This window comes from Kitasatospora sp. NPDC059577, from assembly GCF_042735475.1.
Taxonomy (GTDB): Bacteria; Actinomycetota; Actinomycetes; order Streptomycetales; family Streptomycetaceae; genus Kitasatospora.
The window spans coordinates 18,309-42,717 of record NZ_JBHWBZ010000057.1 but is presented as its reverse complement, the minus strand read 5'-3'; the positions used below and the strand labels follow the sequence as shown (position 1 = coordinate 42,717).

Annotated in this window: 20 protein-coding genes and 1 pseudogene; 11 read left to right on the top strand and 10 right to left on the bottom strand. The window is 70.8% G+C overall.

Annotation, left to right across the window (positions count from 1 at the left end):
• Positions 1-203: 203 nt before the first annotated feature.
• Positions 204-518, bottom strand: coding sequence for a hypothetical protein (locus tag ACFV0O_RS32565; protein ID WP_380347365.1), 315 nt, complete (start codon positions 516-518; stop codon positions 204-206).
• A gap of 823 nt (positions 519-1,341) precedes the next feature.
• Between ACFV0O_RS32565 and ACFV0O_RS32560 the strand changes: the two genes are divergently transcribed.
• Positions 1,342-1,827 (top strand): hypothetical protein, encoded by a 486-nt coding sequence (locus ACFV0O_RS32560; RefSeq protein ID WP_380347364.1) that lies wholly within the window; start codon positions 1,342-1,344, stop codon positions 1,825-1,827.
• A gap of 113 nt (positions 1,828-1,940) precedes the next feature.
• Here the strand turns inward: ACFV0O_RS32560 and ACFV0O_RS32555 are convergent, their stop codons facing one another.
• Positions 1,941-2,480, bottom strand: a complete 540-nt coding sequence (locus ACFV0O_RS32555; RefSeq protein ID WP_380347363.1) for a hypothetical protein — start codon at positions 2,478-2,480, stop codon at positions 1,941-1,943.
• 932 nt (positions 2,481-3,412) lie between these two features.
• Here ACFV0O_RS32555 and ACFV0O_RS32550 point away from each other — a divergent pair.
• The 3 genes and pseudogenes from ACFV0O_RS32550 to ACFV0O_RS32540 form a co-directional block, all read left to right on the top strand.
• Positions 3,413-3,658 (top strand): annotated as a pseudogene (locus ACFV0O_RS32550) (transposase family protein); the annotation flags it as partial.
• Between the two features lie 188 nt (positions 3,659-3,846).
• Entirely contained in the window at positions 3,847-4,506 is a 660-nt protein-coding gene (locus ACFV0O_RS32545) for a hypothetical protein (protein WP_380347388.1), read from the top strand.
• A complete protein-coding gene (locus ACFV0O_RS32540) occupies positions 4,413-4,628 on the top strand; it encodes a transposase (protein ID WP_380347386.1) in 216 nt (71 codons plus the stop codon). Before ACFV0O_RS32545 ends, ACFV0O_RS32540 begins: the two co-directional genes overlap by 94 nt.
• A 735-nt stretch (positions 4,629-5,363) precedes the next feature.
• Here ACFV0O_RS32540 and ACFV0O_RS32535 read toward each other — a convergent pair.
• Positions 5,364-5,891: a GNAT family N-acetyltransferase gene (locus ACFV0O_RS32535; RefSeq protein WP_380347362.1), complete on the bottom strand. Its 528-nt coding sequence runs from the start codon at positions 5,889-5,891 to the stop codon at positions 5,364-5,366.
• Between the two features lie 2,380 nt (positions 5,892-8,271).
• On the opposite strand from ACFV0O_RS32535, the gene ACFV0O_RS32530 reads away from it, so the two are divergent.
• Positions 8,272-8,907: a DUF6939 family protein gene (locus tag ACFV0O_RS32530; protein WP_380347361.1), complete on the top strand. Its 636-nt coding sequence runs from the start codon at positions 8,272-8,274 to the stop codon at positions 8,905-8,907.
• A 1,236-nt stretch (positions 8,908-10,143) separates the two neighbouring features.
• On the opposite strand, the gene ACFV0O_RS32525 is transcribed toward ACFV0O_RS32530, so the two are convergent.
• The gene (locus ACFV0O_RS32525) at positions 10,144-13,656 is read right to left on the bottom strand and encodes an NACHT domain-containing protein (RefSeq protein WP_380347360.1); all 3,513 of its coding nucleotides are present in this window, start codon (positions 13,654-13,656) and stop codon (positions 10,144-10,146) included.
• A 222-nt stretch (positions 13,657-13,878) separates the two neighbouring features.
• On the opposite strand from ACFV0O_RS32525, the gene ACFV0O_RS32520 reads away from it, so the two are divergent.
• Positions 13,879-14,163, top strand: coding sequence for a hypothetical protein (locus tag ACFV0O_RS32520; protein ID WP_380347359.1), 285 nt, complete (start codon positions 13,879-13,881; stop codon positions 14,161-14,163).
• 150 nt (positions 14,164-14,313) lie between these two features.
• Here ACFV0O_RS32520 and ACFV0O_RS32515 read toward each other — a convergent pair whose 3' ends face one another.
• From ACFV0O_RS32515 to ACFV0O_RS32505, 3 genes are all read right to left on the bottom strand, one after another.
• Positions 14,314-14,970 carry a hypothetical protein gene (locus tag ACFV0O_RS32515; protein ID WP_380347358.1) on the bottom strand — a complete coding sequence of 219 codons (657 nt, stop codon included), beginning with the start codon at positions 14,968-14,970 and terminating at the stop codon, positions 14,314-14,316.
• A 560-nt stretch (positions 14,971-15,530) separates the two neighbouring features.
• The gene (locus tag ACFV0O_RS32510) at positions 15,531-16,070 is read right to left on the bottom strand and encodes a M4 family metallopeptidase (protein ID WP_380347357.1); all 540 of its coding nucleotides are present in this window, start codon (positions 16,068-16,070) and stop codon (positions 15,531-15,533) included.
• Positions 16,067-16,426: a hypothetical protein gene (locus ACFV0O_RS32505; RefSeq protein WP_380347356.1), complete on the bottom strand. Its 360-nt coding sequence runs from the start codon at positions 16,424-16,426 to the stop codon at positions 16,067-16,069. Before ACFV0O_RS32505 ends, ACFV0O_RS32510 begins: the two co-directional genes overlap by 4 nt.
• A gap of 261 nt (positions 16,427-16,687) precedes the next feature.
• On the opposite strand from ACFV0O_RS32505, the gene ACFV0O_RS32500 reads away from it, so the two are divergent.
• A complete protein-coding gene (locus tag ACFV0O_RS32500; RefSeq protein ID WP_380347355.1) occupies positions 16,688-17,812 on the top strand; it encodes an RICIN domain-containing protein in 1,125 nt (374 codons plus the stop codon).
• Between the two features lie 77 nt (positions 17,813-17,889).
• Here ACFV0O_RS32500 and ACFV0O_RS32495 read toward each other — a convergent pair whose 3' ends face one another.
• Together ACFV0O_RS32495 and ACFV0O_RS32490 are read right to left on the bottom strand one after the other, a co-directional pair.
• Entirely contained in the window at positions 17,890-18,240 is a 351-nt protein-coding gene (locus ACFV0O_RS32495; protein ID WP_380347354.1) for a calmodulin, read from the bottom strand.
• Between the two features lie 580 nt (positions 18,241-18,820).
• Positions 18,821-20,083, bottom strand: a complete 1,263-nt coding sequence (locus ACFV0O_RS32490) for an MFS transporter (RefSeq protein WP_380347353.1) — start codon at positions 20,081-20,083, stop codon at positions 18,821-18,823.
• A 201-nt stretch (positions 20,084-20,284) separates the two neighbouring features.
• Between ACFV0O_RS32490 and ACFV0O_RS32485 the strand changes: the two genes are divergently transcribed.
• Positions 20,285-20,506: a hypothetical protein gene (locus ACFV0O_RS32485; protein ID WP_380347352.1), complete on the top strand. Its 222-nt coding sequence runs from the start codon at positions 20,285-20,287 to the stop codon at positions 20,504-20,506.
• Positions 20,507-20,661: 155 nt separating this feature from the next.
• Here the strand turns inward: ACFV0O_RS32485 and ACFV0O_RS32480 are convergent, their stop codons facing one another.
• The gene (locus ACFV0O_RS32480; RefSeq protein WP_380347351.1) at positions 20,662-21,777 is read right to left on the bottom strand and encodes a MerR family transcriptional regulator; all 1,116 of its coding nucleotides are present in this window, start codon (positions 21,775-21,777) and stop codon (positions 20,662-20,664) included.
• 362 nt (positions 21,778-22,139) lie between these two features.
• Here ACFV0O_RS32480 and ACFV0O_RS32475 point away from each other — a divergent pair, with 362 nt between their 5' ends.
• The 3 genes from ACFV0O_RS32475 to ACFV0O_RS32465 all read left to right on the top strand — a co-directional run bounded on the left by ACFV0O_RS32475 (position 22,140) and on the right by ACFV0O_RS32465 (position 24,383).
• Positions 22,140-22,613, top strand: a complete 474-nt coding sequence (locus ACFV0O_RS32475) for a hypothetical protein (protein WP_380347350.1) — start codon at positions 22,140-22,142, stop codon at positions 22,611-22,613.
• Between the two features lie 11 nt (positions 22,614-22,624).
• The gene (locus ACFV0O_RS32470) at positions 22,625-23,383 is read left to right on the top strand and encodes a hypothetical protein (protein WP_380347349.1); all 759 of its coding nucleotides are present in this window, start codon (positions 22,625-22,627) and stop codon (positions 23,381-23,383) included.
• A 151-nt stretch (positions 23,384-23,534) separates the two neighbouring features.
• Positions 23,535-24,383, top strand: a complete 849-nt coding sequence (locus ACFV0O_RS32465) for a hypothetical protein (RefSeq protein ID WP_380347348.1) — start codon at positions 23,535-23,537, stop codon at positions 24,381-24,383.
• Positions 24,384-24,409: the final 26 nt, after the last annotated feature.

The window sequence follows — 24,409 nt, the reverse complement described above, 5'->3', positions numbered from 1 at the left end:
GGGCACGGTTTTGTATTAACCCCCCCCCCGCGCGCGGGGGGGGGGGCCCGGCGCGGCGGGGGGGGGGGGGGGGTGGTGGAACCCCGACCGACGGGCGTGGGCCTGCCGCCCCCCCCCCGAGGCCCTGCCCCGCGGGTCGTGGGGCAGGGGGCAGGGCACGAAGGGGCACCGGGCGACGAGGGTTCGCGGCTGTCCGCCGTTTCCTACCGCCTCTCTCTGTGCGGCTCCTCCGAGAGGGGGGCCTGCCCCGCCAAGAGGCTCTCCAGGAACTGGCCGTGTCGGGCGGGTGCGCTGCTGCGGGCCTCGAGCGCCCTGGGCTGCGTCCGCAGCACCTGGGTCTTCTCGGTCGGGTCGCTCTGCTGGGGCCGGTCGGGCCGACCGGCCCGGTCGGGCCGACCGGCCCGGTCGGGCCGGGTGCCTCGGTTGGCCCGGGCGGCCCGGGCGGCCTGTTCGGAGACCATGACCCCGAGGACATCGGCGAGGTCGGTCATCGACTGACGCGGCTCGGCAGGGTCCACACGGACCGCCTCCGGGGTCCGAGCCCGGTCGTTCCCGGAGGCGCGGACATCGGTACCGGTCCGGGCAGTCCTCGTGGACTTCGTCGCTTCAGTCGCTCCAGTCGCTCCAGTCGCTGCAGTCGGCGTCGTGGGCGCCGTTGTCAGTGCACTCCCGGTCGGCGCGACCGCGGCCTTCGCCGCCGCCCCGCGCTTCACCGTCGTCACCGCCTCCGACCTTGCAACCCGACCCCGCGCCGCCGTCGCGGGCTTCGCCGCGGAGCGCTCGGCTGCGGACTCCTCGCGCAGACGACTCACCTCCGCCTCAAGCGCCGCCACCCGTGCCCGCAGTTCGTCCAGCTCGCCCATCTTCTCCACTTGCCCAGACCCTCCCCGGCCGTCATCCACGGCCATTGACGTGCGGCTTCAGCCTAGCCGGGGGTCCTGGTCGCGCCCGAGGGCGTCCACCGGCTCGGCGACGCGCGCGACGAACCGCCGCATCAGTGAGAGCATCCTCGTGCTCGGTCGCGGCCCAGGAGGCGGGGGTCATGCGCGCCCCACTCGACTCGAACACCCGTGCTTCGATCGAGTTGACGCGCGGTGCTCGGGTAGACGTCACCCTCCTCCTCCCAGACCTTCGATGCCCTGCCGGCATGCCGCCGGAGCGGCGCGAAGGTGCTGCCCCTGGCCCGCTCTGACGCCGTCTCCGATGAGCACCCTGACGCACTTCTGACGGAGTGAGGATCCCGACGCACAGGCGTTCACCGCTCCCGAACTCGTCCGGACGGATATCGCCCCACGGCCTCGACTGCCTCGAAGTGTCCGACCCCGCCCCTACGATCCCCCGGTGACCGATGACGAGATCGTCGAAGCCTGCCGGAGGATCGCCCGGGACCGACAGGCGCCCCCACCCGCTCCGTACGGTGCCGTCGTCCGGGCGGAACGTGTCATCGAATTCGTCTTCCCCACGCTTCTGCGCCGGCTGTACACCGAGGTGTCCAACGGCGGATTCGGCCCCCCGGACGGCGTCCTGCCGGTCGATGTGGGGCAGTGGCACGAGCACCTCGCCGAGTCCTACGAGCACGGGCCGGACCCCACCGGCGGAGTGCCCGCCGGAGTGGTGCCGCTCTACGACTGGGGCTGCACGAGGTGGTCGATGATCGACTTCCGCGACCCGGACGGCGCGATGTGGGCCTGTGCCGAGGGCGTCTGTCGTCCACAGGACATCAGCCTCAGCCAGTGGCTGGTGGCCGGAATGAACGGAGAGCTGAGCTTCGTCTGGCCGGACGACGAACCGATGGATCGCAAAGACTCCGGGCCGACATGTCGGTGAGCACGGCGGCTGGGGCGGTCGGGAGAACCGGCCCGCACCCGGCAGTGAGAGGCGCGCTGTGCAGCGGTGCTGCTTCGGACCCCCTGGCTTGGTCCGAGGTGGGGAGCCGCCCGTCAGACCAGCAGTCGTGCCCAGTCCGCCAGAGCCGCGAAGTCGTCCGCCGTCAGTCCGATCGTCGGGTCGATGTGGCGGAGGAGCGCCGGAGCGGGGTGGTGGGCCTGGACCCAGGTGCGGTCCGCGTCCGTGATGTTGTCGTCGACCCAGGCGAACGGGCGGCCTTGAGCCCAGGACACGATCTTCGATGTCTTCCAGAACACGCCGTCATCGGGCTGGGGACGCGGATCCGGCCAGGTGATGACCGGCAGCGTGGGCAGTCCCAAAAGGGGCGCAAGGAAGTCATTGGCCTCCTCCTCCCAGGTCGTCGCCCACACCAGGTCGAACGGCAGGGCAGTGAGCGCCGGTCCGTGAGCCGGGTTCAGCCAGACCCGCAGTGGCTTCGGCGCCTTGTTGGGAAGACCCCAGGCCCGGAGCCTACGACGCTCGGCCGCCTCCCACTGGGGCGTCATCAGCCAGTGTGTCTCGTAGCCCTCGGGCCGCCGGTACGGTTTCGCCGCGTTTGGATTCAGTGGCCCGTCGACGTCTATCAGCAGCATGGGCCGCATCAGCTCACCCCCGGAGATCGTCTCCGTACGGTACCGGTCGATCTCTGGCAGACCGATGGGATTTCCTTGCCGTGTTCATCCGGGGACGGTCACCACGGCTCTCCCCCACCCCCGCCGGCTGTCGGAAGTGGTGCGAGGATCCGGGAATCCGGGAATCCGGTCTGACGATTTTCCGCAGAAAATTCTGATCCCCGCGAGACCCCGAGCTGGCCATCGGGCGGTGCCCCATGGCGGTAGGGGATCACTCGGTTCCCAGCTCGGGTGTGCAGTCAGGCCGTGCGGAGCTGCCCGGAGGTCCCGGCGGCAGAAGCATCACGATCGCAATGGAACGGCGCCCGTACGTTGGCCTCGGGGAACGGCCCGCCAACGCCTGGAGCACCGGCCCTCCTGGCGACGCGCGATGGTGGTCCCTGTCTGCGGCGGTGGGGTTGTTCGTCGCTGTGGCGGTCGGGCAGTGGGGTGGAGAACGGGGTCCTGCAGGGCGCCGGCCGCTTGCCGCTCGAAGGCTTTCGACCGTTGGACAGCGGCAGCGGCATGGGTGAAGGCCTTACCGTGGCCCTCGTTTCACTCGTTGCCGACACGTCGGGCCCGGTCTTGCTTTCCCCGCCGGTCTCGCTGGCCAGGCTGATTGTGTCTGCCCCTGCCGGGTGGGTGCGGGATTTTCTGCGGAAAATTGGCTGGGGGTTGCTGGGGTGGTGGGACGGGCTGTTGTGATCCGGACGGGATGTTGGTGGGCTGGATTCTGGGCGGTCTCCCCCACAACTGGCCCCGTCCGTCGGTGACGCTTCGTAGGGTCGGTCCCGGCTGGGCTCGGATTTTCCGCAGAAAATTTCGGGTGTCGGCGGTCGCTGAACCTTGGTTCTGGATCACTTCTTCCGTGCCAGGGCCACGGAGGGGCACCGGAGCCGCGATCATGAACGGTCGTGGCTGACGATCTCCTCCAAAACCTCTGGGTCCACCAGACCGCCGACGTCGCGGTCAACACCTGGACCATCCACGCTGACCGTGTGACCGTCCACGCCGCCACGGCCGGGGACGAGGCGGGCTGTCCGTCGTGTGGGACCGTCTCGACCCGGGTGCACAGCAGCTACGTTCGACGGTTGGACGACAGCGCGGCGGGCCGGCGTCGGGTGGCGGTCGAGTTACGGGTCCGCCGGTTCCGCTGCCGTGAACGAGCCTGCCCCCGGGCCACGCTCGTCGAGCAGGCGCCGGGACTGACCTTCCGGACGCGATCCACGTCGCCGACCGGTTCCACCTGTGGCAGAACCTCGCCGACGCGGTGGAGAAGACCGTGCTCCAGCACCGTGCCTTGCTACCCGAACCGGCCCCTCCAGCAGGTCCGGCTCCGGCTGCCGCGTTGCCGTCCGTCAGCTCCGAGCGCCGCCGGACCGGCCGGCTGTCCGACCGGGTCCGCGAACAGCACGCCGCCGTCCACGCGCTCATGGACGACGGGTTCGGCCTGCGCGCCATCGGCCGACGACCGGGCCTGGCCCGCGACACAGTCCGCCGACCGGTCGGCACGCAGGACCCGGACGAGCTGCTGGTCGGCCGCTGGACCGGACGCACCAGCATCCTCGACCCCTACAAGCCATACATCCACCAGAGGTTCGCCGAGGGCCACAGCATCGCGCGGCGCCTCTTCGAGGAGATCCGGCAGCGCGGATTCCCCGGTCAGGAGCAGATCGTGGCTGTCTACGTGCGTCGGTTGCGGGAGACATTCCCCCGCCAGGACCCGCCCCGTCGCAAGCCCTCCGTCCGGGACGTGACCAGCTGGATCACCCGCCACTCCGACCGCCTGCGCGACGAAGACGCCCGGCAGCTCAAGGAGGTCCTCGCCCGGGTCCCGGTGCTGGCCACCGCTGCCGAGCACCTCAGGACCTTCGCCGAGCCGATGAACGACCGCCGCGGACGAGAGCTCAAGAACTGGATCACGCGCGTCCAGCAGGACCAGGTCCGGCCGTTCGAAGCTTCGCCACCGGTCTCCTCCAGGACCTCGATGCGGTCGTCGCCGGTCTGACCCTGAGCTACAGCTCCGGCGCGGTCGAGGGCCACAACAACAAGATCAAAATGATCAAGCGCCAGATGTTCGGCCGAGCCGGCTTCGACCTCCTGCGCAAGCGCGTTCTCCTTGCGGCATGAGGTCGCCGGTCGTGGCGGCGTGGACGGTCACGCGGTCGGCGTGGATGGTCCGGGCGTTGACCGCGACGTCGGCGGTCTGGTGGACCCGGAGGTCTTGGAGGAGTTCGTCAGCCACGACCGTTCATGATCGCGGCTCCGGTGCCCCTCCGTGGCCCTGACACGGAAAGTGATCCCGAACCACGATTCAAAGAACGCGGACTCTGGGCGGTCTCCCCCACAACTGGCCCCGTCCGTCGGTGAAGCTTTGTAGGGTCGCTCTCGGCTGGACTCGGATTTTCCGCAGAAAATTTCGGGGCTCGGAGCGCTGTGGAGAGGCCAGTGGTGTGGCTCTTCCATGGCGAGTTGGCGCGACGCCAACTGCCGACGTTGGGCGATGGCGTTCGGCAGGACTGGGATTTTCTGCGGAAAATCGGAGCCGGGCTAGCCGAGGCTTGCTGAGTTGGCAGGTCGCCTCGGTGTGATGCCGGAGGCGTTTCTGTCGCCCTGGATGCTGTCCGGTCTCCTTCGCCGCGGGTTCCGTCGGGCAGCAACTCGTTCGTGGAGTCGGTCGTGGATGGGCTCCGGATTTTCTGCAGAAAATTTCCGGCCGGATCGCAGTACGTCTCGGCGGATCCGGGTCGGGTTTGAGAGGTCTGTGCGCTGCGTCGGGGTCCGCTCGACGTTCCAGTGGTTGGCCCGGGCATCGAGGCCGCCGGTTGGATCGAGGAGTGAGGGCTTCCTCATGACCGCTGGCCGTCACTCGACGGCGGCGCGCAGGTCCCGGGTGTACCAGTCGAACCGTGTGCCGTCCCTGCTGTGCGTCTGCCGGCCAGGGATGAATCCTGCCCGCTGAGCCACTGCGGCAGATGCGGGGTTCTCCGGTTCCACCTGGATCACCGCTTCCGTCCCGCTCTCGCTGGCTGCGTACCAGGAGGCCAGGAGGACCGCGCGGGTTGCCAGGCCGCGTCCCCTCCAAGACGGGTAGAGGCCGTACGCGATATTCACCTGACCGGGACGTAGACCTTCCCCGGTGAACCGCAAGTCGATCGTCCCCGCGAGTACCTCGGGGGTGTCGACCCGGATGCCGAACGCACGGAGTGGACCGGCGGCCTCCCACTGTTCCCGGCAGTGTTGGAAGTACGCTTCAACACCCTCCCGGGTGCCGGGGCCGCCGTTGAGCCAGCGCACGAGTAGCTCATCCTCGCCCGCAAGGTGCGCCTCGACATCGTCCAGGCGCAGTGGGGACAGAGTGACGATTCCATCGGACAGCCTCACTTCATGCATCTGCCGATTCTTGAGGTCAGAGCTGTGTCGCACCATCGGGTTTCCGTGGGGCGAGGTCATGTGGGCCGCCCGCTACAGGACATTGATCTCGGCGTGGGTCGATGGTTGGCCCAGCCCCTTCCCCCGCCCTCTCAAGATCAATGACGGGACAGCCCTTGGCCTGTTCGGCACGTTGTGCGTGGTGGAGATGGCGAGCTCCGGTCGTTTGATCCTGCCGGGCCGGATGTGCCTGGCCATGTCGGTGGGGCTCGGATTTTCTGCGGAAAATCCGGTGGGGACGGTTGGGAGTTTCTGGGGCGGGTCGGAGTGACGCCGGGGTGAGCTGTTGGTGGGCTAGGGTCTGGCCGGTGTCCTCTGGTTGCGGCTCGGTCTGCCGGCAACGGTTCGTGAGGCCGGCCTCGGCAGAGCTCGGATTTTCTGCGGAAAATCGAAGCCGGGCTAACCGAGGCTTGCTGAGTTGGCAGGTCGCCTCGGTGTGATGCCGGAGGCGTTTCTGTCGCCCCGGATGCTGTCCGCTCTTCTCCACCGCGGGTTCCGTCGGGCCGCAACTTGTTTCGTGGAGTCGGTCGTGGATGGGCTCCGGATTTTCCGCAGAAAATTTCCGCGCCGAGCGCAGTACGTCTCGGCGGATCCGGATCGGGTCACAGAGGTCTGTGCGCTGCGTCGGGGTCCGCTCGACGTTCCAGTGGGTGGCCCGGGCACCGAGGCCGTCGGTTGGATCGAGGAGCAGTTCGTCCGGCACGTCGAGCGTGGTGGAGACGGCTGGCTTCTGATCGGCCAGGCACTCGGAGATAAGTCCGGTCGGTAGCCGGGAACTGAGAACCCGCACTCGACCCGGCGTCCTGTATCCACTCCCCCGGCGCCTCTGCAGCTCCGCCGGCATTGACATCGGGGGCATCCGATGTGCCGCCTCCGGGGGCTGGCCGTCGTTGGCCAGGTGCTGATGGCGGACCGGGAGCCATGTGCCGATGCGTGCCGCCGTCGGCGTGTGCGGGTCGTCGGGTGCAGCGGCTGGGGTTCCAGCATGGGCGGAGGGAGGGCGCGCTTGGGGCGAGGGGCGGAGGACTGGTACTCACGGGACGGGATGGGGTGGATCAGTGAGGCCAGGACGGGGGAGTGCTTTGGGCGAGTGACCGGTGGTGCCGGGGTAGGCCGCGGGGGCGTGCATCCGGGGGCAGTCCGATTCGCCGGCGAGTACCGCACGATCGGAGGTGGCGGGGGAGTGGCTTCGGCACTGAGGAGCCTCACTCTCTCCCGTTGCGGTCTCTTGTCCGTCGAGCCAGCCGGAGCTACAGGAGCTGCGGGGCGGGATCCGGATCACCGGTGAGAACGGGCGGCGGCGACCGTGGCGCCGGTGGCCTTGGTGTGGGGGAGGAGACGGTGGGCGGGGTGACGGCTCGGGGGCGGGGTCGGAGGCGTTGAGTAGTCACTGGGAGGTGGCGCTGATCAAGGTGCTGAGGCGGCTTCAGGGGAGTCCTCAAGCAGCGGGGCGGCGGTGAGCCGAACGGCGGTTTCGGAGGGGTGCCGCGCCCGGTGCAGATCACGCCCTGGTGATCACCTCGGGCGACCCCGCCATGGGCCACCATTGTGAGCGCGTCCGCGCCCTCGACGTCCTTGGCGCCCTCGACCGGGAACCCTGCGCACTCGTTGGTCGCTCCGAACCCGGGGTGATCATCGGAGAGGGCGTTGATCCCCCGGGTCGTCGCCCGCCTCGGCGAGGACGGCGACCACGTTCGCCGAGTAGGGCGCCCTGTTCGTTTCGGCAGAGCCGGTGCGGCGGCAACGCGGACCGCCGGCCCCGGCCCCGGCCCCGGCCCCGGCGCCGGGCCAGGGGCTGGAGCAGGGGGGTGCCGAGCGAAGGCGGCGGTGGGCGACGGCCGCCGTGGTCGGGGAGGGCCGGGATCATCAGAGCCTGCGCGGACTGTGGCGGCAGGGGCGGATTCGTTGCGGGCGGATCGGTTCGTTGAGCACCGTGAGGACGGTCTCACCGGTGGTTCGGCGAGCGGCGCGCAGCATGTGCCGGCGCACCCTCTGGGTCGTCGTTGTGCGGTAGGTCCACCTGTCATCCGCTCTCTGGCGCCAGGTGGTCATCCAGTCCCATCAGGCTGCCGAGCAATTTTCCGCGGAAAATTCGGCGGACTTCAGCGGCCGACCCTTGGCTGACCGTCGGCCGACCGTCGGCCGAGACACGGCGCAGTCCGGCGGCAATCCTGGGCTGTGATGAGCTGCGGCTCTGCCCACTCAGGTGGCGATCGGTGGGCGCGAAATTTTCTGCGGAAAATTCTTGAGCGCGGGCCTGATCGAGCAGACACGTGGAGCGGCAGGAGCGCCGCCCGGTTCGGTGAGCAGAGCGGAATGTCAGTGCCATCGGGGATGCTCGGTGGCTGATGTCATCGAACCAGGGGGCCCGCAGATGTCGATCCGTATTGCCAGTCGTCGCCGTGCGATGGAGTCATTGACCGCAGCGTTCCCAGGCGCGGAGATCATCGACGTGACCTCCAAGGCGCCGGATCCGTGGGTGCGGCTGAGCCCGTTCTATCCCCATGGCGGCATCCCGGTTCCCTTCAGCGACGGTGTGACGAGTCAGTCCGTGGAAGGCATCTGGCAGGCACTCAAGGTTTTCCAGGACGCAGACGTCGACCCCGCCAAGCTCGGGGTCACCACGATGAAAGGACTGAAGCGGACGGTTCGTCGATTCGGTCCCGTCCAGGGCCACCGAACCGGTCTGAACGGCGACCGGCTGCTGTCCTACGAATCGGCTCGGCGCCGGATCTACCTGCCGGCCTACCGCTGGATCCTTGAGCACCGAGTGGCCGACCTGGTCGAGCAGATCAGGACCAAGGGCGATGTCGTACTCCTCGACTACACCATCAACGGGGATGTCACCGACCCGGCCAGCCCCCTCTCCCACGCGGCGCTCATCCAGCTCCACGTGGAGGGGCGCTGGCCCGATGAGGACGATGAGGACAACGCCGGGTTTCTTCCGGAGGGACCAGCGGTCGAATGTCGTGAGTGATCCGGGCGTAGGGCCACCGGTTGGGTGGTGCTGCCGGGTGGCCCATAGCCGGCACCAGGGCAGGCAGAGCGATGCCTTTGAGGAGCAGGCGCCGTGCCGTGGCGGAGGCGGCTGAGGCTCACCAATTTTCTGCGGAAAATTTCGGGAGGGCATCGGGCCTCGGGTATCGAGCCTCGGGTATCGAGGCCGGGCGTCGGGGGAGTGAGGCCGGGCTGGTGCCCTTCGGCTGAAGCACTCCGGCGCCCTGTTGGGCCGGCTCTCGGCAGACGGTGGGGGAGTGGTCCGCAAACGGTTGTGACGACCTTGAGCTCCCCCGGTTTCTCACCCGAAGGGAGCCTCCCCCCGACAGTGTCGGATTGACCTCGACGGGAGTGGATTCGCCACCTCGACTGCATAGAGGGCTACCAGCGCCACCCCGGAATCTGGAAGATCCCTCTGGTGACCGTCACCGTTTGGCGCCCTTCCCCGAGGTCACCGCGTCGGCCGATCTGATCCTCAACCCGTTGAGGTCACTGCCGACCGAAGAGACTCGCCCCGGCCACGACGACTGCGTTGGGAGTCCGGACGTTTCGCCCGGATCCGCTCCACCCCCTCCGGCGCTCATGACCCGCTCGCTTCGTCAGCACCCTCTGGCCATCTCCGCAGAACGCGGCTTCAGCGACCGCTCCCCGAGCGACGACGGCTGACGGCTCATGGCGGACCTGAGCCTCTGCCACGTGATGTCGACGGGCGGAGTCGGTTGGTCCGCTGTTCGTGTTGGGCCGGGACACGGACAGATCGGGGCAGGACGTGAATCGGACGGAGGTTCGACTGACTCGTGTTCCTGGGTCGAGCTCGGAAGAGCGTCAGCGCCCTCGACGGGTGGGATTGGCCGACCGAGTAGGCGGAGAGGACAGGATTTCGCCGTTTGGCGCCTTCGCGCTCGGAAGCTTGAACACAAAAAACCCAGTAGACGGCATATAAACAAGTTGGCCATCAGTCACCAGCCGCCCTCGGCCGAGGCGGTCAGACTCGCCGCCACGCACCCGAGCGCCAAGATCGGCCGTGTCGAGACCAAGGGCACCCTCGTCGCTGTCGCTGTCGCTGTCGCTGTCGCCGTCGCCGTCCCCGACTCGCGCACCCCGCGCAGCTTCGCCGACGCCCCCGCCGGCGGAGGCGACCCGGGCCCTCGATCCGTCCGGGCCCTCGATCCTCCGTCCGGGCCTCGATGCCGGACCGTCCCACAGGTGCCGCCGGTCAGGCCGAGGCGGCCAGCCAGGCCTGGAGCTGCCGCAGGACGGCGGCTTCCGCCGGGTCGGGGCGTGCGGCCAGGGCCTCGCGCAGCGTTCGGTCGGCTTCGCCGTGCGCTTCCGAGGCGATCAGGCTCTGGAGCGCCTGCCACCGGGTCGAGACGGCGGCACCCGCTGTGCCGCAGATGCGGCACCACAGCGGGACGGCTTCCTCGCGCAGGCCCTCGGCGGCCAGGAGCGAGGCGAGTTCGGCGACCTGGTCGATCGTGGCGAGGGCTGCCGAAGCCCGGTCGAGGATCGTGCGCACGGCCCCGCTGCCGGCCACGGCCACCCAGGACCGGACCACGGCCCGGAGCTCCGGCCTGGTCAGTCCGGGGTCGTCGAGCAGTCGGCGGCCCAGGTCCATGACGGCCGCGTCCTGGCCGTGTTCGACCAGGACGGGCAGGAGGCCGGCGCACAGGGCCGTGCCTCCGTAGGGGCGGTGGTCCAGGGCGTCGAGGATCTCCTCGCAGGCCGACGCTCCGCCGCGCTGCAGCAGGATGTGGGCGGCCGTCACGAACGCCGGGTTGCTGCTGCCGGGCTGGTGGATCAGGCGGTGTGCGAACGGCATGGTGGCCGTAGGGGCCGCGCCGGCGTCGATCAGCAGACGCAGGGCGGACGCGTGGTCCTCGGGCGTCGCGTCGAGCTTCTCCAGCCACTGCAGCATCTCGTCGGCCGAGTCCGGGCCGAGGGCCCTGGCGAGGACCATGAATTCGAGTTGGAGGCTGTACCTCGACCGTGGTGAGGCGTCGAGGCTCATCCGGACCAGTTCGAGTGCCTGGTCGGTGAATCCTTCGAGCAGCAGGGTGTGGGCGATGCTCGGGCGCTCGTCCGCGTTCCAGGGAGAGTGTCCCCGCATGGACCTGACGATGAGGTCGGCTCCGGCCGTACTCTCCGCGTCGACCCACGCCGTCACGACGTCGCCGATGTCATCGCTGCTGATCGACTCGTTGAGGAGGCGCTGCGTGAGCGGAGCCGCCTCGGCGGTGCGGCCGAAGCGGAGCAGCGTGAGGATCAGGCCCCTGGTGGTCCAGATCAGGGGGTCCTTCCGGGTGCCGATGACCCGGGCGACCTCCTCGGCGGCCCGCAACCCCTCGACGGCGAACCAGAGTTCTCCTGCCCGTTCCAAGCGCTGGTCGTTGTGCTCCGGGCCGGCGAGGACGGACCGGGCGAGTTCCGCGACGCCCTCGGTGACACCCTCCTCCACGAGCAGTTCCCCGGCCGTCAGCCGGTCCCAGGTGGAGGCACGGGGATCGGTGAGCAGTCGCCGCAGCACCTCGGCCCGGAACGGAGTGCCCGAGGGGTCCAGTGCGGCCAGGTGCCGGCAGCACAGGACCACGGTCCCCGGCTCCTCCGTCGATGCCATGCCTTCGAGGACGACGACCCCTTCCCGCAGGGAGGCGACGTTGGCGAGCGCGGCGGCTGCCCCGGTGCGCAGAGCCGCCGGGACACCGGCCTGGCCGGCGATCGCCCGCAGGCGGGCGGCGAGCCGACGGTTCCCGCGCAGCTGGGACAACTCGGCGAGGACCTCGGAGTCGGGCGCGGAGAACCGGGGGTTCCCGTCGTCGGCGAAGTCCAGGAGGCGGTCGATCACCGAACGCTCCAGTGCTTCCCCCAGTGGAACCCCCGCGGTGACCAGGCGCAGCGCCAGGATCCGGTGCGGCAGCTCGCCGGCCAGCAGGTGCCGGACGATCACGGCGACGTCGTTGCCGGGTCGACGGGCCCAGAGGGCGGCGGTGAACAGCATGCGGTTGCGCGCGCCGGCGCTCGTCGCGGCAGCGGACCAGCTGCCGAGCTCGGGGAAGTCGGACGGGATCGCGGCGGCCTCGTCCCGGGCGGCCAGGAACTCGGCGAACGACTGGTGGAGGAAGGACAGTTCGGTGCCGTCGAAGGACAGCACCCCGCTCTGCGCCAGGAACTGCCCGAGTTCGCCGTCCGACTCCTCAGGCCAGTGCGTCCCGGCCGGGAGGTGGGACGCCAGCCACTGCCGGGCACTGCGGAGGAGGGACGTCGACGGCGATCCGTCGAGGCGGGCCCATGCCAGGTGGGTCACCAGCAGGTCCCGGTTGTCCAGCAGCCAGGACGCCATGTGGCCCCGGTCCCGTTGCTCCCAGCGCCGGACGAACCGTTTCCTGACCTCGGTGTTCCCCTCGCGCGCGGTCCTGAGCTGCTCCAGGAACGCCTCGTACAGGGCGATCCGGCCGCGGGGCAGCGGAGCGTGGGGGTTGCGGCTGCGGTAGGCGGCGGCGATGGTCGCCAGCAGCGGCACCCGGAGCACCTCGTGCAGGCCCGCCTGGTCGACCTCGTCCAGGAACCTGCGGGCGTGCGTGACGGCGTCGTCCATGCCCTGGGCGCGGAACCAGCGTTCCGCGAAGGCGAGTTGTTGGTCGGCGTCGAAGCCCTTGAGGGTGTAGAAGCCGACGCCCGGCAGCTCCCCGAAGGGTTCGAGTTCGCCCTGGGGGAGGGGCCGCGAGGTGATCACGAACCGGAAGTGCCCGCCGGGCGTCATCTGCTCGGCGAGCGTCCTCAGGACGTTGTGCCGGACGATCGGTGAGGAGACCTCGTCCAGGCCGTCGACGACGACGAGCCACCGGACGCCGTGCGCGCGGTCGGCGAACCGGTCGTGGTGCACCGGATCGGCGTGGGTGCCGCTCCGGTTGACCGCCTCGCTCAACTGCCGGTACCAGGCCTGCGGCAGGTGGAGACCCGCCGAGGTGATGCGGACGGCGACCACGGCGCTCGGGTACCACGGCACCGTGTCGTCCTCCCGCAGCCAGTACCTGGCCACCTGCCGCACGAGGTGCTGGCCGAGGGTGGTCTTGCCGGTGCCGGGGCCGCCGGTGATGAAGAGGTGGCCGTGGGCCGACAGGGCTTCGGCCAGGGTGGACGCCGGCCGGGACGGCCGCTGTGGTCCCGCCCGGTACGGCCGCGGTGTCTCGTCCCGGTACGGCCCGTGAGGTTCCTCCCGGTCCCCGTTCTGCGCGAGCGGTTGGACGTCCTGCTCCACGTAGATGTCGGACAGCGGCGGTTTGACGACACCGAGCACGTCGTACGGGAACTGCTCGGCCGCGGCGGCCTGACTGCGCAACAGGCCGTCCAGCCACGGATCGGGCAGCGGAACGTCGGTCCAGTCGACGTCCGGGACGCCCGCGGCCCGCGTCCTGTCGCGCAGGGCGAGTTCCCGCCGCTCCAGCTGCCGCCTGGCGCGCTTCCACACGGCGGTGACGGCCTCCGGGGGCTGCCCGAGGGCCGTCGCGAGCTGCCGGGTGGTCGGCAGGCTGCACAGACGGCGGGCGTTGAGGATGTCGTAGACGCTGTCCTTGGGAGGAAGCGCGGGGGCACCGGGCGGGCGCGGGGCGATCCGGAAGGCGTTGACGCTGACGTGCCCGGCGGCCTGGAGCTTGGCGTGGAACCACTCGGCGAGGTCGGACAGTTCCGGCAGCGGCTGCTGATCGGTCTTCCTCGGCCGTCCGTTGGGCATGGGCTCGCTTTCCTTGGGGCTTCGGGGCTTCGGGGCTCTGGGCTCGGGGCTCGGGGCCCTGGCCCGGGGCTTTATGGCGCTGGCTCCTCGGGGGTTCTGGGGTTCCAGAGGTCCCGGTGCTCCCGGGTTTCCGCAGAGTTTCCTCACGCTAGAGGGAAATCCCGTACCGGGTGGAGGGTTTGTCGCATCGGTTCGGCGAACGACGGGGAAGGCAGCGCGATAGTGTTCGACGCAGTGGTGACAGGTCTGGGTGACGCCCGGGCGGCGGCCGTGGTCGTTCCGGTGGTGATCGGGGCGGTGGTGCGTCGCTGGCTGCACTACCGCGAGGCCGTGCAGCGGGAGGCGGAGCGAACGCGCCAGGTCAGCACCGTCATCGCGGGCACGGAGTCGCGGCACCGGGCCGAGGTCATGACGGCGTGCGAATGGCTTCGGGCCGGTCCGGACGCGCGTGGCAACGGACGTGGCCTCGGCGTCGGCGTCGGTACCGACAGTGGGCAGCAGTCTTGAGTATGGGCGAGGAGGCGACTGAAGGGGCCTCTGAGGGCCTGGAGGGCGGGTTGAGTGGATGGAGGCTTCTCCGGGCCCGGGGGTGCCGCTGAGGGGTCTTCTGGGGGCTCCAGAAGCCCTCTGTGTGGACAGTGCGCCCCTGGGGCCGCGTCAGCCGGTAGGAGTGCCGGTCGGGCCGTCGGTCGGGCCGCCGGTCGGGCTGCCGGTCGGGCTGCCGGTCGGGCTGCCGGTGGTGGCGAAGCGGGTGCGGAAGTCCGTCGGGGTGGTGTCCAGATGTCGGGCGAAGGCGCGGCGCCGGGTCTCGTCGCTGCCGAGGCCGCTGCGGCGGTCGGCGGCGGTGACGCTGTGGCCGGCGAGGAGGAGTCGCGGGGCGCGCGGTCCGGGCGGACGCGTTCGACCCAGCGGGCCGGCCGGGATGGTGTTCGGCTCGGACTGGAAGAGCCTGCTCGGGTGGCGGGTGCTGACGGCGGCGGTGGCGGCCGTCGCGGGCAGGCTGTGGCCGGCGGCCGGGTCGGCGAGGACGGCGTCGGTCAGCGCGCGCAGCAGCTCGCTGCGGGCCAGCGGGGTGGCCAGGGCGGTGGAGGACCGGGACCGGCGGCCAGGGCGCTGTCTGAAGATGACCGGCTCACGGGCAACGGCACGGGCCGCGTCGGCGCCGTGGTCGTGCCGGTCCAGGGCGAGCGCGAGGTCGGTTCCGGCGTTGATGCCCGGGCCGGCTCCGGCGTGGTTCCTGCGGGCCCCGGCGGTGGTGCGGCGGGTGGGGGCGTCGCCGTACGCGGCCGGCACCTGGGCCGTGCGTGCCGACACCCGGTGAGAGGGGCTGCGACGCTAGCTGGTCCCGCACGTGGGCGGGACGGCGTTGCTTCGCTGTGGGCCCCCGCGACCCGTGGTCTCGACTCGCCAGGTCGATTCATCGGGACCTCGGTTGAGGCGACCGCGCCGCCTCCGGACGTGACCGTTACGCGGCGCCATCAGGGGAGTCCCCGGCGTACCGGCGCGGCGGCGGGACGAGGACCGACCGCCGAACGTGCGGGCCTGTCCGTGAGGCCGGCCGGGACCGCGGGGACGGGGGATTCCCGGGGTCCCGGCCGTGGGAGGCACCGGCCATCGTGGGGGCGTGGCCGGCCTGGTCAGCAGCCCGGGGAGGGGGTGGTGGGGCTGCCGTGACGGGAATGCTAGACCTGACCGGGGTCGGTGAACAGGCCTGTGACCTGCAATCTTTACGGCCGCGGACATGCCAGGAGGGTGGGAGTGGGTGCCCCTGCCCCGCCAGGCGGTCCGTACCCCGCCGAACGGTCCGTACCCCGCCGCATCCGGGCATCGGGGCACGGACCGTCGTGCCGGAAGGGCCTTGCCGAGGGAAGCGGTCAGCGGACGCCGACGGTCTTCCAGGCGTTGTCGACGGCGTTCAGTTCGGTCCCGCTGCCGTAGAGGTCCTCGGCGACGGTCGCGGTCAGCTCGGCGAAGTCGGCGAAGGTGGCGTCGGCGGCGAGCTTGCCGCCGGTCGCGGCGTCGTACCAGATCCGGCCGGCCTTCTCCCAGGCGTTGCCGCCGATGGCGGTGGCGGCGAGGTGGAAGGCGCGGTTGGGGATGCCCGAGTTGATGTGCACCCCGCCGTTGTCCTGGTTGAGAGGCAGATCGAAGTAGCGCTCCATGTCGGCCTTCTGACGGTCCTTGCCGAGCCGGGGGTCGTCGTAGGCGGTTCCGGGTGCGGCCAGCGAGCGCAGCGCCTTGGCCTTGAGGCTCGGGGCGAGCATCCCGGCGCCGAGGAGCCAGTCGGCCTGGTCGGCACTCTGACCGAGTGAGTACTGCTTGACGAGCGAGGCGAAGACGTCGCAGACGGACTCGGAGAGCGCCCCCGACTGATGGAAGTACCCGAGCTGCGGGTTCAGGATCTGCCTGCTCACGCCGGCCGCGACGACGTCGAGGAGCTCGCGCGGGCGCAGCTGGAAGACCTCGCCGTCGAAGTCGCCGAGAACCAGTCGCCGAGAACCAGCCGCCCCTTCTCCCAGAACACGTTGGTGAACTTGTCGCGGTAGTGGACGGTCGCCCGCAGCGGGCCGCCCTGGCCGTCCAGGGAGTTGCGGCCGTACGCCGTCCGGAAGAAGTCGAAGGTGGTGCCGAGCGCGTCGTAGACGCCGTTGACCAGCTCGTCCGTGCTCGCGTCGTCTCCTTCGGAGCGCACCAGGGTGCCCGGGAGGGATTCCTTGCGCTCGGCGTCGTAGATCTCGCGGCGGAGCGTGGGGGTGTCTTCGGTTTCCATGCGATCCGGTGTGGGCGTCGGCCGCCCCGGCCATCGCGTCCTCCGCGCCCTTTGGGTTCGTGTCCTGATTTCCTTGGTAGATCAAGGACATGACGCTCCGTCGGTCGGTGCGGCGGGATCGTGGCCCCTGTGGTCCCGCTACCTGCTTCTCGCGCCTGCGGCCCGCCCGGCGCGTTCGTCACGCGCCGGAGCGGCCCCTCCCGCGGGGGTCCTCATGGGGTGACACAAAGCCATGTCTCCTTTTCTGAAAGGGTTTTCACGATGTCGGTCGACTGGCCCAGCGAGATGTTCGTGTTACGCCTGCACCGCATTCCCGGCCTGGTGGCGGGAGCCGCACCGGGAAGCCCGGAGGGCACTCCCGTGGTGCTCGCGCCCGAGACCGGCAGTGACGGCGAGCAGTGGGTGGCCGAGCGGTTCCGGGTGATCAACCACCGGATCCGGCACGCCGCCACCGGCCTCTACCTGACCGCCGAGGGAACGGGCAAGGGCGCCACGGTCACCCTGCGGCCCAAGTTCCCCGACACCGGCAGCGATTCCTCGTACTGGAGGCAGGCGTGGCGGGCCTTCGTCCAGCGCGACACCGGTCGGCTGATGGCCCTCCACGACTCCTCCAACTGCCTCCTCGGCCTGGCCGACCCGGCTGCCGTGCGGCCGGGCGGACCGCTGGTCCTGGAGAAGGGCGCCGGGGCCGAGGACCTGTCCTGCACCGCCTGGGCGCCCGCGCCCGTCCCGACGCCGGAGCCCGCACCCGCTCCGCCGCCGAAGGCCACCGACCTGCCGGTGGGGACGGGCCGGGTCCGGGTGCCGGCCCGCCGCTACGAGAAGCATGTGCGGACGATCGAGCAGATCTTCGATGAGACCAGCTTCCGGGAGGTCCCCGGCGAACTCCTCACCCCGGGCACGCGCATCGAGACCTTCGACTTCGACCAGTACTCCCAGGGCGACTGGTACAAGGAGGGGCGGGAGGGCAGTCTCGTGATCTTCACCGACAGCTACGACACGGCGGGCGCCGTGCGCAGGGCCTTCCACCGGCTGCCGGGGGAACCCGCCCGCTACGTGGACGCCGAGGAGGTCGACGTCCACTACGTCCCGCCGAAGCTCGTCGCCCGCACCAACTTCCCTGCGCCGCTGTTCGACCGCATCGGCGGCAGCGGCGCCATCTTCCGGACGCCGTACCGGCTGCCCAACGGACACGGTTTCTACAACCAGCCGGAGCGCCGCGAGGGCCTCTACTTCCCCAAACGCGACGGCGCCGGCACCGTCGTGCAGTGGAACAAGACCTGGATCGCGGACAACGACACCACGTCCAAGGTCTTCCTCTGCTTCGACGGCCGCTACTTCATCGACCAGGAATACATCACCTGGGCGGACGACGAGAAGAGCTGACCCCGCGGCCGGCGGATCCGACACCCCCGGGCGCGGGGGCATCCTGATCGGGGGCGACCTCGGCAGCTGGGGAGCACTCAGCTGCCGAGTTCGCGGGTGATCTTGGAGCGGGACGGGGCCCAGACGTTCTCCGGCAGGAAGCCCTCCTCGCCGACGTGGTCCAGCTGCGTTGCGACGTAGTGCCCGGTGGCGTCGCAGTCCTCGTCCGCCTTGTCGAAGAACGTGATGCTGTCGGGGTCCAGGTGGAAGTTCCAGTCCGGGTTGTGGTCGGCGGTCTTCGGGACGACCCGCCCCTGGACATGCACCTGGGACGTCTCGTTTCCGGAAAGGATGTCCCGGGCGTGCCTGATCTTCGCCTCGTCATCAAGCCGGACGATGAACTCGTCTTCGTTCGGTGACGGAACGAGGCCGAAGAGGGCAGTCGTCATGGAAACCTCCTGTATGGGTACGAACCAAGATTTTCTCGACGCTATGGGGCGGCGGCAACGGCGCGCAATCGCTCGATCGGGTGTCAGCGGCGTCGTGCCGTCATGACCGCTGCGGCACCCGGACGACCGGGACGACCGGGACGACCTGCGGTGCACTTCGCCCATCTGCTTCCCACGGCGGCGGGTGTGCTGTGCCGACTCCCTCGCCTGATCGATCACCAGTATTACCGGCACGAACTGGCATTCCATCATTTCTGCGTGATGATCTGATATCGGACAGCGGTCGACGCCTTCTCGACACTGTCATCAATCCCCCCGGTGCACATGCGTCCGGACCGCCACGCTTTGGCACTCCGGTAGGACTTCGACGTTTTGTCTGTTCAGAGGCTGCGTGGGGTGTGTGCAGTGGGCTGATGGCCCATCAGGGCGGCACCGCGTTCGGTGACGTCAAGGCCGACGTCTTCGCCCACTTCGTCTCCGGCCTCCGGCCTTGAGTTCGACGACTTCATTGAGCCATCAAGGGCTCTGGCCGGCCCAAGTGATCCTCCTCAACTGCCGTCCTGAGAGGGTACGTTGATGCTCAGGCCAGATCGCGCATGCGGCGGATCGGGCCGGCCAGGAGGATGGCGGGGCTCGCCACGGAGGCCAGGGCGAGCAAGAGGAGGGCCGTGCGGGGGCCGAAAGTCGAGGCGGCGGCGCCGGCGGCGAGGGCGCCGACCGGGATGGTGCTCCAGGAGACGAAGCGCGCGGTGGCCATCACCCGGGACAGCAGCTCTGGCGGGGTCTGGGTCTGGCGGTGGGTGCGGGTGACGATGGCGGTGACCACGACGCCGCCGTAGAAGCCGGCGCTGCCGAGGGCGAAGACCAGCATCGCCCAGCCGGACTCGGCCAGGGGCAGGAGGAGGGCGAAGGCGCTGGCGATGACGGCCGACCAGCACAGCGCGCGCCCGCTGCCGAACCGGGCAACCAGGCGGGGGGTGAGGGAAGCGCCGACGACGCTGCCGACGCCGCCGGTGGCCATCAGGGCGCCGACCGCGGCGGCCGGAGCATCGAGGGTGCGGACCAGGAAGACCGGGGTGAGCGTCATCAGCCCGCCGTAGACGATGTTCACGGCGGTGGCGCCGGCGACGCACAGCCTGATCACCGGATGCCGGGCGACGAACTGCCAGCCCTCGCGGATCTGTTCGCGGATGCCAGGGCGTCGGGAGGCGACCACTGACGGTTCAGGCTGTTCGGCACGGGGCAGGCTGCGTAGCAGTGCGGCCGAGGCGAGGTAGCTGACCGCGTCCAGTAGCATCGCCGCCGCTCCGCCCACGAGTTGCACCAGCACGCCGCCCAACGACGGGCCCGCCAGCTCAGTCGCGGCGACGCTGCCGGAGATCAGGCTGTTGCGGGAGGTGAGCTGCTCCTTGGCGACGATCGAGGGCAGGAAGGTTGAGTTGCCCACGTCGCAGAGGACGTTCGCGAGGCCGACCAGCAGCGCCACGACGATCAGCTGCGCAAGCCCGAGCACCCCGAGGGCCGCCGCCAGCGGTACCGAGGCGACGGCGGCGCCGCGGAGCAGGTCCATCGTGACCTGGACGCCGCGCAGCGGCAGCCGTTGGATCAGGACCCCGGCGGGCAGTCCGAGCAGCAGCCAGGCGACGTAGGCGGCGGCCGTGATCAGACCAACCTGGATCGCCGACGCGTGCAGGGTGACCACGGCGATCAGCGGCAGCGCCACCACCGTCACCTGGTCGCCGAGGCCGCTGACCGTCGAGGCGGTCCAGTAACGCCAGAACACCCCCGCGCGGTCGCCTCGCACCGCCTCCGCTGCCGCCGTATCCACCGTCTGTGTCGACACGTCCGCCCTTTCGCAAGTCAATCTCTCTTGGGAACTCATGTAGTCGGCGGCCGTGCGCACACGGAGGTGGCGGACCCCGACTGCGCGATCTCCCAGGCCCTGACGGTGGTCGGGGACGCTTGGACCCTGCCTCTGATCAGGAACGTCGCTGGTGGCACGCGCCATTCGAGGGGCTGCAGAAGGGGCTCGGAACCAGTCGCGATGTCCTCACCGAGCGCCTCGAAGCACTCGTCGCCGACGGCGTCCTGGACCAGGCGCGTCAGAGCGCTGACCGGCCACCGGCTGCCCGCCCTGAACCTCGCCGCCGCCACCGGCGACCGCATCGACCGACCCGACCCGGCCTTCACCGACCGCGCCTGGACGGTGCACTACTGCTATCCGGGCGTCTCCGGCCGTTCTTCCTGTTCAGAAGCTGCGTGGTGAGTGTGGTGGGCCGATGGACCGGACCGACCGGTCCGTGCTCGACCTGTACAGCGGGAAACGCCAGGTCGAGTCTGCCACCGAGGCCACGTGACGCCGCGGCGACGTCTACCGATTCCGGCGGGTCAACTCCTTTCGGCGTTCTCGTGCACGATGGTTCAGGCCACGAGAAGGCGCAGGCCGAGCTCCGCCGCGTCGAGGGCGACGAGGTCGCGGTTGCATTCGGCCCAGCGGCCGGAGGAGAGGTCGTCCCGGAGCATGTTCACCGCCCGCTGCTCGGCCTGCGGTCCGACCCTGGTCCAGACGGACACCGCGCGGCGCACGTGATCGTCCAGGTACGCCTCGGGGCGGCGCCAGTGGGCCTCGAAGAAGCCGTCGGCGCAGTCCCACGGGATGAGCACCGGCTCCGCGCGGCCCCCGATCGCATGGGCCATGTCGGCCAGCGAAGGCCACCCGACGAGAAGGTCGGCGAATTCAGGCAGGTAGTCACGGGTGAGCCAGAACCGCTGGAGCCAGCCGGTCGTGCTGGCGTCGTACGTGAACACCACCACGCGCCGGGCCACCCGCTTGAGCTCGCGCAGCCCGGCGATCGGGTCCGGCCAGTGGTGAACGGTGCTGACCGCCATCGCGGCGTCGAAGGACTGGTCGGCGAACGGCAGGCGCTCCGCACTGGCAGCCACGCACGGCGCCGCGCCCGCGGGACGCTGTGCCCGCATGACCGCCGACGGTTCCACCGCCGTGACCTCGCGGTCCGGGGGTTCGTAGGAGCCGGTGCCGGCCCCGACGTTCAAGACCGTCCGGGCGTCCCCGAGCGCCTCCCAGATCCTCGCGGCGATCCGCGGCTCGGTGCGCCGCGTCACGGGGTAGGCGGACCCGATGGATTCGTACAGCCGCGCGCCGAACACTTTGAGCTGTTCCTCCGGCGTCGTCCTGATCCCCATGGCCCGTGCCTCCAGTTCCCTGTCGATGGCCGTCACCGTCGCGGCGGCACGGTCGCGCTGTTCCACCAGCAGGCCGCGCAGCCGATGCAGGTGCGTGACGGCGTCGGTGTTCGGGTCGTCCACCAGATCCGCGACCTCGCGCAATCCGAAGCCCAGCCGCCGGTAGGCGAGCACCTCCCGCAACCGCTCCACGTCGTCGGGCGAGTAGGCCCGGTACCCGGACGCGGTCCGTGCCGACGGGTGCACGAGGCCGATCTCGTCGTAGTGATGCAGCGTGCGGACGCTCACGCCCGCCAGCTCGGCCACGCGTCCCACGGTCAGGTGCTCTTCCACGCGACCGACAATGCAGCATCACGCCACGTGAGGGTCAAGCACCTCCCTTCTGGTACCGCGCGTGTCTGACCATGACCAGGCTCCGCATCCGCGACGATGCCCGCCCCGTACTCACGCCCTGAGCCGGCCCACCTGGCGCGGACAGCGGCAGGCCGGCGCCCGCCGTTGCCACTACCAACGTGGGCCGCACACGATCGAGGGACGGTCCGGAGCAGACCGCCCCTGATCGGGCATCAGCCCACTGCGCTCACCACGACGCAGCCTCTGAGCAGGCAAAACATCGAAGTCCTGCTGGAGTATCAGTACTCCAGCCGTAGATCGTGATCACGGAGGCCGAAGCCGCTCGTCGGTAGCCTGCGTGTATGGCTGGGGCCTGGGACTTCCTCGCCGCGCAGATCGAGGGCACCGACCACTTCTCCAAGCCCGTCAGCGGCAGCGACGAGGACATGGTGCCGTCCGGTCGCAGCATCATCGCGCTTCTCAATGCCCTGCGAAGGACCGCCCACAACGGCGTCGACGGTGACAGCGGTATCGAGACCTGGGCCTTGGCCGTCACCAGCTACGAACGCATCGCCGCCGTGATCAACCACACGCGGCCCGCGGACGGGGCCGCGGGGGCGGACAGCTGGTCCAGCCGCGGATCGTCCTCGACGACCGGATCGACGGCGGGGCGGCCGACGGCGGGGCGGACGGTGGCGGGGCGGACGGTGGCGGGCAGGCCGACGGCAGCTGATCCACGGGGAGCGCGCTCGGGCAGCGCGGGCGACGCGAGGGTGGCGCGAGGGTGGTGCGACGCGAGGGGAAAAGATCATGCTCGTCGTGCGGTCGGCCGGTAGGGTCCGGCCCCGTGAACGAGACCTTCGCCCCCCACGACGACGTCGTGACCGCCATCATGGAGAACGCCGGGCGCGCCACCCTGCCCTTCCAGGAGGCGAACGCCGACCGGAACCACGGGACGGCGTTCCGGTACAACCACCTGGTCGAGAGCGCGCCGGACGGCGACACCGTCAGGCAGTACCTGGTGACCGCCGAGGCGTTGACGCGGTACGACCTCGGGCAGTGGACGCTGCGCGCCGACGTGTGCGAGCCGGCGATGAGTGCCGACCGTCTCGCGATGACCGGGTTCGCCGCCGGGTGGACCGGTCTCGACGGGCTCGGGGTAGCCGTGATGCCGACCGGGGTTCTCGACGCCACCGCCGAACGCAAGGGCTGGCGGTGGACCACCGACGAGATCACCGACGGGCTGGCGGCCTCCGACCGGGACGTCGCCGCCATCGGGGACCGCTGGACACCGGCCTACCTGCTGGGACATGACGTCGGGGAGGAAAGGGGCGAGCGCTTGCAGGCCGTCGTCGTCGGTGCGATCGCGCGGGACGCGGACGGCGTGGTCCGCTGGGGCGGCCCGCTGCCGGAAGGGTGTGCCGGGGGACCGGTCTTCGTCGGCCGCTCGCTCGGCGGCCGCCGCTTCCGGCTGGTGTGCGTCGGCCTCGCCCTTCCCGGCGCGAGCGGCGCGAACGAGATCGCCACCTTCGACCGCATCCGTGCCGCCCTCGGAGGACGCGCCCCGGCCGAGCCCCGCCGCTGGTGGCAGTGGCGGCGGGGGTGAGGGAGGCCGGCCGGTTTCCGGATTCGTCGAGGAGCCGTCCGTGCACGCGGATACCCTCTGGCGGGCGGCCGGGAGTCGTCCCGGACCCGACGGAGGGGGCAGAGGTGGACACGGTCTCCGCGCGGCTCGGACGGGCAATGGCGGGCCTGCGGTGACCGCGGCTGCTTCCTCCGGGGCCGGCCGGGACGGCCGGGACGGCGGGGCCCGGATCGACCCGCTGCTCGCCGACCGGGTCACCGAGGCGTTGCTGCTGGCCGGTCTGCCCGTCGCCCACGGCGGGCACGGGCCCGGTGTCCGGCTGGGGTCGGCGCGGCCGTCGGACGACTCGGGCGACTCGGGCGAATCGGACGACTTCGCGGGCCTGCTCGTCCTGCACTGGAAGCCCGGCCCCCGGCTGGTGGCCGCCGCGGCGATGGAGGGGCCCGAGGACCCCGTGGCCTCCGCCCGCCGGGTCGTCACCGCGAGCATGGGGAACGCGCTGGCGGAGCTGTTGCCGGGCTTCGGCATCGAGGTCGTACCCGGTTCGGCGGGTGGGGAGGTCCGGGTCGTCCGGGTGAGTGGTCCCGCTCCGGCGGTCGGTTCGGGCGGCCTCGCCGCGGCGACGGTCGGGGCCCGGCCGCAGGAGTCCGGCGTCGGGGCCGACGTCGTCGCCGCGGTCCGCCGGGCCGCCGCGCTCGCCGGCCTGCCCGTCGCCGACCACCTCTCCGCGCCCGGCATCACCCTCGGCCCGTGCCCGCCGGTCGACGACGGCGACGACACCACGGGCCTCGCCGACCTCGGCTGGAACCCCTCCCGGCGGCTGTCCACGGCCGCCGCCGACGACGGACCCGCCGCCGAGCAGGCCGCGCGCGCCTGCACCGCCGTCCGGGACGCGATGCGCCACGCCATCGGCTCCGTCCTCGGCGCGTGCGGCCTCGACGCCCGGTGGCGCCGGCCCACCGGCATCCCGTACCAGCTCCGCGCCCACGGGCCGGCCGAGCAGCCGCCGATACGGCACTGAGTTCCGACGGCGCGCGGGTGGGCGCG

Coding starts and splice junctions, on each gene's coding strand:
- ACFV0O_RS32555 (WP_380347363.1), bottom strand. CDS start 2,480: ATGCTGCTGATAGACGTCGACGGGCCACTGAATCCAAACGCGGCGAAA.
- ACFV0O_RS32535 (WP_380347362.1), bottom strand. CDS start 5,891: ATGCATGAAGTGAGGCTGTCCGATGGAATCGTCACTCTGTCCCCACTG.
- ACFV0O_RS32525 (WP_380347360.1), bottom strand. CDS start 13,656: ATGCCCAACGGACGGCCGAGGAAGACCGATCAGCAGCCGCTGCCGGAA.
- ACFV0O_RS32505 (WP_380347356.1), bottom strand. CDS start 16,426: ATGGAAACCGAAGACACCCCCACGCTCCGCCGCGAGATCTACGACGCC.
- ACFV0O_RS32500 (WP_380347355.1), top strand. CDS start 16,688: ATGTCGGTCGACTGGCCCAGCGAGATGTTCGTGTTACGCCTGCACCGC.
- ACFV0O_RS32495 (WP_380347354.1), bottom strand. CDS start 18,240: ATGACGACTGCCCTCTTCGGCCTCGTTCCGTCACCGAACGAAGACGAG.
- ACFV0O_RS32485 (WP_380347352.1), top strand. CDS start 20,285: ATGTCCTCACCGAGCGCCTCGAAGCACTCGTCGCCGACGGCGTCCTGG.
- ACFV0O_RS32475 (WP_380347350.1), top strand. CDS start 22,140: ATGGCTGGGGCCTGGGACTTCCTCGCCGCGCAGATCGAGGGCACCGAC.